The sequence below is a fragment of the Phycicoccus flavus genome, assembly GCF_004025965.2.
GTDB lineage: Bacteria > Actinomycetota > Actinomycetes > Actinomycetales > Dermatophilaceae > Phycicoccus > Phycicoccus flavus.
Genome location: NZ_SAYU02000005.1, coordinates 87,063 through 94,756, shown reverse-complemented (window position 1 = coordinate 94,756; position 7,694 = coordinate 87,063). Strand labels below are relative to the sequence as shown.

Sequence of the window (7,694 nt, the reverse complement as noted above, 5' to 3'; positions counted from 1 at the left end):
GGGCCGGGGCCGACGGCGCGGCGGGGGCCGCGGGCGCCGGTGCGGCCGGAGCCGCGGCGGCGGGGGCCTTGGGGGCCGGTGCCTTCGGTGCTGCGGCCGGCTTCTCGGACTGCTTCTCTGCGGGCTTGGACGCCGGGTACTTCTCGTTGTACCGCCGGACCACGGGGGCCTCGATGGTCGAGCTCGCGGTCTTGACGTACTCACCCATCGCGTTGAGGCGCTCGAGGACGACCTTGCTGGTCTCCCCGCGCTCCTTCGCGAGTGCGCTCACACGGACTTTCGACACAATTCTCCTGTCTCGGTCCGTGCCGCTCGGCGCGGACCGTCGTTACAGCTGGGGGGTGCTCATCGCTGAGGACTCATCGGGTGCTCATCGCGTTCAAACCCGCTTCCGGTTCGCTTCATCTGACGGTTCCTCCCGCTCGAGGCCCTCGACCCACCGGACCACGTCGGCGGTGTCCGGGGCGACGGCGCTCCTCAGCGCCCGCCCGAACGCCCGTCGGCGGACGGCGAGGTCGAGACACGAGACGCTCGGGTGCAGCCAGGCGCCGCGTCCCGGGCGACGGCGCCCGGGGTCGGGGACGACGGCCGGGCCGCGCTCCCCCGCCTCGAGAACCACTCGCAGGAGGACCGACCGGCTATCCGTTCCGCGGCACCCGATGCACGTCCGTGCGGGGCCCCGGGGCCGGAGTCCAGTCCGGTCGGTGACCACGAGTCTACCGCCTACGCGGGGTCGGGCGTGTCCCCGGGCCGCGTGGGGCTGCTCCCGGCGGCCTCGGTGTCGGGCCGGATGTCGATCCGCCACCCCGTGAGCTTGGCGGCCAGCCGGGCGTTCTGGCCCTCGCGGCCGATGGCCAGCGACAGCTGGTAGTCGGGGACGACGACCCGGGCCGAGCGCAGCTGCGGGTCGACGACCGTGACGGAGGCGACCCGGGCCGGCGAGAGGGCCGAGGCGATGAAGGTCGTGGGCTCGGGCGACCAGTCGACGATGTCGATCTTCTCGCCCTGGAGCTCGGCCATGACCGCGCGCACCCGCTGGCCCATCGGACCGATGCACGCCCCCTTGGCGTTGAGGCCCGCGACCGTGGAGTGCACCGCGATCTTCGTGCGGTGTCCGGCCTCGCGGGCCAGCGCGGCGATCTCGACGCTGCCGTCGGCGATCTCGGGCACCTCGAGCGCGAACAGCTTGCGGACGAGGTTCGGGTGGGTCCGGGAGAGACCGATCTGCGGGCCGCGCGGGCCACGGCGCACCGAGACGACGAAGGTCCGCAGCCGGGCGCCGTGCGGGTAGGACTCCCCCGGCACCTGCTCGGCCGCGGGGAGGATGCCCTCGACGGTGCCGAAGTCGACGGTGACGTGCCGCGGGTCCGGGCTCTGCTGGACGACGCCGGCGACGATGTCGCCCTCGCGGCCCTTGAAGTCGCCGAGGATCGCCTCGTCCTCGATGTCGCGCATCCGCTGGATGATCACCTGGCGGGCGGTGGCGGCGGCGACCCGCCCGAAGCCGCTCGGCGTGTCGTCGAACTCGGGCCCGAGCTCGCGGCGGGGACGGGCGGGCTCGCCGTCCTCGTCGGTCTCGCCCTCGGCCGGCGGCAGCTCGTGCTCCTCGCGGGCCCAGATGACGACCTTGCCGGTCTTGCGGTCCAGCTCGGCGCGGGCGGAGCGGTAGTGGCCGTCGGTGCGCTGGTAGGCGAGGAGGAGGGCCTGCTCGATGGCGGGCACGATGACGCCGAGGTCGATGCCCCGTTCGCGCTCCAGCGCGCGCAGGGCGGCGAGGTCGATGTCCACGGTCAGCTCTCCTTCGGCGGGTCGGGACGCGCGAACTCGACCTGGACCACGGCCCGGTCGACCTCGCGCAGGGGGACGGTCTCGGTGCGCGCGGGCACCTTCTTCGTCGCGGGGACCTCGAGGAGGACGCGCTCCGGGCCGGCGGCGACGAGCCGCCCGGTGAGCTCGCCGGACTCCCGGTGCACCGTGACGAGCCGGCCGACGTTGCGGCGGAAGTGCCGCGCCTCGGTGAGCGGCCGGCCGACACCGGGCGAGGAGACCTCGAGGGTGTAGGGCTGCTCGCCGAGGGCGTCGCTGGCGTCGAGGGCCTGCTCGACCGTGCGGGTGGCGTCGGCGACCTCGTCGAGCGACAGCGGCTCGGTGGCGGTCGTCACGTCCTCGTCGCCGGCGGGGAGGTCGCGGTCCAGGAGAACCCGGACGACGCGGCGCTTGCCCGCGGGCGTGACGGACACGTCCTCGAGGACGAGGCCCGTGCCGTCCAGGGCGGTGTCGACGACGGGTCGGAGTCGGTCCGCGGCGGCCATGCGGGCTCGCTCCTCCCTGTGCAGTTCTCGTGCCCCGGCGGTCACCGGGACCCTCCACTCTAGGCCACCCCGCGGGGTGCGCCGCACCGTGCGACGATGGGCCCATGCGGCCCGAGGACCCCTCCGTCGCGGGCCGGCGGACCCTCCTCGCCGCGGCCCTCGGCACCGGGCTCACCGGCCTCGGCGGGTGTGGGGTCCGGCTCGAGGACGACGTCCCGCCGCTGCCCGTCGGCCCGGTCCGGCGCCGGCTCCCCGCCGAGGACCGGCTCACCGCGCTGACCCGCGACACCGCCCTCCTCGCCGCCCTCGCCACCTCCCTGCCCGGCACCCTGCCCCGCCGGCTCGCGGCCCTGCACCGCCGCCAGCACACGGTGCTGCGGACCGCCCTGCTGGACGAGCGCGTCCCGGCCGACGAGGTCGACCCGTCGGCGAGCGCCGCGACCTCCCCCTCCCCGACGCCCACCGGCACGGCCGCGACGAGCGCCCTGGCCCGGGCGGAGGACGCCGCGGCCGCGGCCGCCGGACGGTTCGCCGGCGTCGCCGACCCGTTCCGTGCGCCGGTCGCCGCCCTGCACGCCCAGCGCTGGGCCGCCGCCCGCCTGCTCGGCGTCCCGGACCGGGCCGGGGCCTCCCCCGCGGCGCCGGACGATGTCGCCGAGGACGTCGCCGCCCTCCTCGACGGCGCGGTCTACCTGCTCGAGGTCGCCGCCGCCCGCGGGTCCGAGGCCGACCGGACGCGGGCGCTGGCCGACCGGGAGTCCCTGCAGCGGCTGCGCGCCGAGGTCACCGGCGGCGACACCCTCCCGCCCGCCGTCGGCCATCCGTTGCCCTTCGCGGTCCGCTCGCCCGCCGACGCCCGACGGCTGGCCCGGACCGCGCTGGAGGACCTGCGCCGAGGACTCGGCGAGCCGGTGGCGCAGCGGCTGCCGGAACGACCCCGTCCCGACCGGTTCGTCGCGGCCGCCCGCTGGCTCGGGACCGTCGAGGTGAGGGCGCACGGGTGGGACCTGGCGCTGCGTCCCTTCCCGGGCCTGACGTGAGCGACGTCGCGCTGCCGGCGGCCTGGGTGCAGGACCTCGCGCAGCGCCCCGCCGAGGGCGGGCCGTCCGGTGCCGAGTGGCTCCGCGAGGTCCCCCGCCTGCTCGAGGAGGCGCTGCAGCGGTGGGACCTCGTCGTCGACGGGCCCGCGCGCACCGGTGCCACCGCGGTCGTCGTGCCCGTCCGCCGCGGCGAGGAGGCCCTGGCGCTCAAGGTCGTGTGGCCGCACCCGGAGGCGACCCACGAGGCGCTCGCGCTGCGGACCTGGGGCGGCGTCGGGGCGGTGCGGCTCGTCGCCGCGCTGCCGTCCCGGGGGGTGCTGCTGCTCGAGCGGCTGGACGCGGACACCGACCTCGTCGAGGTCTGGACCGACGAGGCCTGCGAGGTCGTCGGCGGCCTCCTCGCCCGGCTGCACGTCGCCGCCCCGCCGCGGGTGCCCGGGCTGGCCGAGCACCTGGCGCCGCACCTGGAGCGGATGGCCCGGCGCGCGGCCGTGCCCCGGCGCGTCGTCGAGCGCACGCACGGCCTGGCCCGCGACCTGCTCCCCGACGACCCGGGGCTGCTCCTGCACACCGACCTGCACTACGCCAACGTGCTGCGCGGGCGCGACGGCGAGTGGCTCGCCATCGACCCCAAGCCGGTGGCGGGACATCCGGGGTTCGAGGTCTGGCCGCTGCTCGGCAACCGCGTCGACGAGCTGGGGACCGGTGCGGCCCTGCGGTGGTCGGTGCGCCACCGGCTGGGGCTCGTCGCCGACGCCGCCGGCGTCGACGTCGAGGAGGCCCGCGCCTGGACCCTGCTGCGGGCCGGCGTCCAGGTCAGCTGGGCCACGACCGAGGGGCCCGAGGCCCTGACCACCTGCGTCGCGCTGCACAAGGCCCTGGACGACTGAGCCGTCCCGGCGCCTACGGTGGGGCGCATGGCGAACCGGCTCGCGTCGTCCCTGTCCCCCTACCTCCTGCAGCACGCGGACAACCCCGTCGACTGGTGGGAGTGGGGCGAGGACGCCTTCGCGGAGGCCCGGCGCCGCGACGTGCCGATCTTCCTGTCCGTCGGCTACGCCGCCTGCCACTGGTGCCACATCATGGCGCACGAGTCGTTCGAGGACGACGAGGTCGCCGCCGCCCTGGCCCGCGGCTACGTCGCCGTGAAGGTCGACCGTGAGGAGCGACCCGACGTCGACGCCGTGTACATGGCCGCGACGACCGCGCTCACCGGGCAGGGTGGCTGGCCGATGACGGTGCTGCTCACCCCGGACGGCGACCCCTTCTTCGCCCGGACCTACCTGCCGCGGCAGCACCTGCTGGACCTGCTGGCCAAGGCCGGCCAGGTCTGGACCGAGCAGCGCGCGGAGGTGCTCGCGTCCGGGGACCACGTCGCCGCCCGGCTGCGCGAGGTCACCGGCCCCCCGGCCGCCGCACCGCTCGGGACCGCGCTGCTCGAGCGCGCCGCCACCCGGCTGCGCACCGACCACGACGTCGCCCACGGCGGCTTCGGCGGGGCCCCGAAGTTCCCGCCGTCGATGGTCCTGGAGTTCCTCCTGCGCCACCACGCCCGCACCGGGTCCGCCGACGCGCTGGCCATGGTCCGCGGCACCTGCGAGGCGATGGCCCGTGGGGGCCTCTACGACCAGCTCGGCGGCGGCTTCGCGCGCTACTCCGTCGACGCCGACTGGGTCGTGCCCCACTTCGAGAAGATGCTCTACGACAACGCGCTGCTCGTGCGGGTGTACGCACACCTGTGGCGCGCGACGGGCGATGACCTCGCCCGCCGCGTCGCCGAGGAGACCGCCGACTTCCTCGTCCGCGACCTCGGCACGCCGGAGGGCGCCTTCGCCTCCGCCCTCGACGCCGACACCGTCGTCGACGGTGCCTCCCACGAGGGCCTGACCTACGCGTGGACCCCCGAGGAGCTGGCGGAGGTCCTCGGGCCCGACGACGGTGCCCGGGCCGCCCGGCTGCTGGAGGTCACCGGCGCCGGCACGTTCGAGCGTGGCACCTCGACCCTGCAGCTGCGGGCCGACCCCGACGACCCCGCGTGGTGGGCGCAGGCCCGGGCCCGGCTGCTGCGGGCCCGGGACGCCCGCCCGCAGCCGGCCCGCGACGACAAGGTCGTCACCGCCTGGAACGGGCTGGCCGTCGCCGGACTCGCCGACGCCGGGGCCCTGCTCGGGCGTCCGGACCTCGTCGACGCCGCACGCCGCGCCGCCGCGCACGTCCTGGCGACCCACGTCGTCGACGGCCGGCTGCGGCGCACCTCACGCGGGGGCCGGGTCTCCGCCGCGCCGGCGGTGCTCGACGACCACGGCGACCTGGCCGAGGGCCTCCTCGCCCTGCACCAGGCCACCGGCGAGGCGCGCTGGCTCACGGCCGCGGGCGACCTGCTCGACGACGCGCTCGCCCGCTTCGTCGACGACGAGGGCGCCGTCCACGACACCGCCCACGACGCCCCGGCCCTGTTCGCCCGGCCGGCGAAGCGCAGCGACAACGCCGAGCCCGCCGGCGCGTCGGCCCTGGCCGGCGCCCTGCTCACCTTCTCCGCCCTCACCGGGAGCCCCCGCCATCGCGCCCTGGCCGACGAGGTGCTCGCCTCCTGTGGCGGCGTCGCCGGACAGGAGCCACGGTTCGCCGGCTGGGCCCTCGCCGTCGCCGAGGCCGCCGTCGCGGGGCCGCTGCAGGTCGCGGTGGTGGGTGGTGCCCCCGAGGCGGAGGTGCTGCTCGCCGTCGCGCGGCGGTCGACCTCCCCCGGGCTCGTGGCCGTCGCCGGCGTCCCGGACGCCCCGCAGGTCCCGCTGCTCGCCGACCGTCCGCTCGTCGGCGCGGGTGCAGCGGCCTACGTGTGCCGGGGCTTCGTGTGCGACGCACCGGTGACGTCGCCGGCGGACCTGGCGGCGGCGCTGGGCGGCCCGGCGGCATCGGGCGGCTGACGGACCTGCCGGTGCAGGGCCGGCCCCGCGCGGTGGTGCGTCACGCGCGGGGCGGCCCTACGGACGCCGGGAGGCACAGAGGGAAGACGACCGGCGGCCGTGGCCGCCGACCGCCGCCGTCCCGGCGTCCGCCGGCCCACGCGACTCCCCGGAGGGTGGTCGGGCGGGCCGAGTGGACGGCATGGCGGGCCATGCCGTCCACTGGGTCAGAGGGGTGGTGTCACCTCACCCGGTGACGGACCGGGTGAGGCCGCAGGGACGACGAGTGCGGCACGGGTTCGCGCCGCCGTGACGGGGCCCACGGGCCGCGCGCGGGCGTCGTCCGGGGGGCCGCGGGCTCCGCGCTGCCGGCGCGCCCGGTGGGGACGCCGGGCCCGGTGGGACGCGTCGGGGACGTGTCCCGGGCGACGGGGTTCCCGACGCCTCCGAGCCTGGGAGATCGCGACATGTCACAGCCTGGTGATCCTGCCGAGGTCCCCTGCTGAATCTCGGCTGAACGGTCGCAGGCTAGCAGCGCCCGTGGCCGGTTGGACAGAGCCGGACCGGGCTATCCGCAGCGGCTCACAGGTCGATCCGACCCTCGACGAGGGTGCGCGTCGCGCCTCCGACGAGGAAGCGTCCGTCGTCGGTCACCTCGACCTCGATCCGGCCCGCTCGCCCGAGTGCCGAGCCCTGGGCCGCGGTGTACCGGCGGGGCAGCCGTCCCGCGGGGACCAGCCACTGGGCGAGTCCCGCGTTGAGGCTGCCGGTGACCGGGTCCTCGGTGGCGTCCCGGCCGTCGGAGAAGAGTGCGCGCACCTCGAGGGCACAGCCGTCGGGGTGGTCCTCCCCCCACAGCGCGGCGAGGCCGACGGACAGGCCGTCGAGCCGGTCGGGTTGCAGGCGCCGGGCCCGCAGGCCGGCGGCGTCGTCGAGGAGCACACCGATCCATCCGGGACCGTTGTCGACCCAGGCGAGGTCGAGGACCTCCTGCTCCTCGAGGTCGCAGGCGGCGAGGACCCGCGCGCGGGTGCTCGCGTCCACCGGGCCGGACCGCAGCAGGGGTGGCGCCTCGAAGGCGAGGCCCTCCCCCCGGTGCACCCGGACGAGACCGGCGGCGCACTGCTGCACGACGACCTCCGGCTGCGCAGGGGCACCGCCCGCCTCGAGCCAGGCGTGGGCCGACCCGAGTGTGGGGTGCCCCGCGAAGGGCAGCTCTCCCCCGGTGGTCCAGATGCGCACGCGGTAGTCGGCACCGGGCTCGGTGGGCGCGCAGAGGAACGTCGTCTCGGAGAGGTTGGTCCAGCGCGCGACCGACGCCATCTCGTCGTCGCCGAGCCCGTCGGCGTCGTGCACGACGGCGACCGGGTTGCCCCGGTAGGGCGAGGAGGAGAAGACGTCGACGATCCGCAGGTCACGCACGCGGCTCATCGAACCAC

The 7,694-nt window shown here is 76.9% G+C and carries 8 protein-coding genes; 3 read left to right on the top strand and 5 right to left on the bottom strand.

Annotated features, from left to right (window positions below):
* The 4 genes from EPD83_RS03070 to rimP all read right to left on the bottom strand — a co-directional run.
* A partial coding sequence (locus EPD83_RS03070; RefSeq protein ID WP_407676010.1) for a translation initiation factor IF-2 N-terminal domain-containing protein occupies positions 1 to 271 on the bottom strand: 271 nt, incomplete at its 3' end.
* A 108-nt stretch (positions 272 to 379) separates the two neighbouring features.
* Positions 380 to 619 (bottom strand): YlxR family protein, encoded by a 240-nt coding sequence (locus EPD83_RS03065; RefSeq protein WP_235950308.1) that lies wholly within the window; start codon positions 617 to 619, stop codon positions 380 to 382.
* Between the two features lie 104 nt (positions 620 to 723).
* Positions 724 to 1,788, bottom strand: coding sequence for a transcription termination factor NusA (gene nusA, locus EPD83_RS03060; RefSeq protein ID WP_128367393.1), 1,065 nt, complete (start codon positions 1,786 to 1,788; stop codon positions 724 to 726).
* Positions 1,789 to 1,790: 2 nt separating this feature from the next.
* On the bottom strand, positions 1,791 to 2,312 hold the full coding sequence (rimP, locus tag EPD83_RS03055; protein WP_128365973.1) for a ribosome maturation factor RimP: 522 nt from the start codon (positions 2,310 to 2,312) through the stop codon (positions 1,791 to 1,793).
* 104 nt (positions 2,313 to 2,416) lie between these two features.
* Between rimP and EPD83_RS03050 the strand changes: the two genes are divergently transcribed.
* From EPD83_RS03050 to EPD83_RS03040, 3 genes are read left to right on the top strand one after another with little or no spacing between them, the layout of a single operon-like run.
* On the top strand, positions 2,417 to 3,352 hold the full coding sequence (locus EPD83_RS03050; protein WP_164896208.1) for a hypothetical protein: 936 nt from the start codon (positions 2,417 to 2,419) through the stop codon (positions 3,350 to 3,352).
* Positions 3,349 to 4,242 carry an aminoglycoside phosphotransferase family protein gene (locus tag EPD83_RS03045; RefSeq protein ID WP_164896206.1) on the top strand — a complete coding sequence of 298 codons (894 nt, stop codon included), beginning with the start codon at positions 3,349 to 3,351 and terminating at the stop codon, positions 4,240 to 4,242. Before EPD83_RS03050 ends, EPD83_RS03045 begins: the two co-directional genes overlap by 4 nt.
* A gap of 27 nt (positions 4,243 to 4,269) precedes the next feature.
* Positions 4,270 to 6,276, top strand: coding sequence for a thioredoxin domain-containing protein (locus tag EPD83_RS03040; RefSeq protein WP_128365971.1), 2,007 nt, complete (start codon positions 4,270 to 4,272; stop codon positions 6,274 to 6,276).
* Between the two features lie 561 nt (positions 6,277 to 6,837).
* Here EPD83_RS03040 and EPD83_RS03035 read toward each other — a convergent pair.
* Positions 6,838 to 7,686 (bottom strand): PhzF family phenazine biosynthesis protein, encoded by an 849-nt coding sequence (locus tag EPD83_RS03035; RefSeq protein WP_128365970.1) that lies wholly within the window; start codon positions 7,684 to 7,686, stop codon positions 6,838 to 6,840.
* Between the last annotated feature and the right edge of the window lie 8 nt (positions 7,687 to 7,694).

Coding starts and splice junctions, on each gene's coding strand:
- rimP (WP_128365973.1), bottom strand. CDS start 2,312: ATGGCCGCCGCGGACCGACTCCGACCCGTCGTCGACACCGCCCTGGAC.
- EPD83_RS03050 (WP_164896208.1), top strand. CDS start 2,417: ATGCGGCCCGAGGACCCCTCCGTCGCGGGCCGGCGGACCCTCCTCGCC.
- EPD83_RS03040 (WP_128365971.1), top strand. CDS start 4,270: ATGGCGAACCGGCTCGCGTCGTCCCTGTCCCCCTACCTCCTGCAGCAC.
- EPD83_RS03035 (WP_128365970.1), bottom strand. CDS start 7,686: ATGAGCCGCGTGCGTGACCTGCGGATCGTCGACGTCTTCTCCTCCTCG.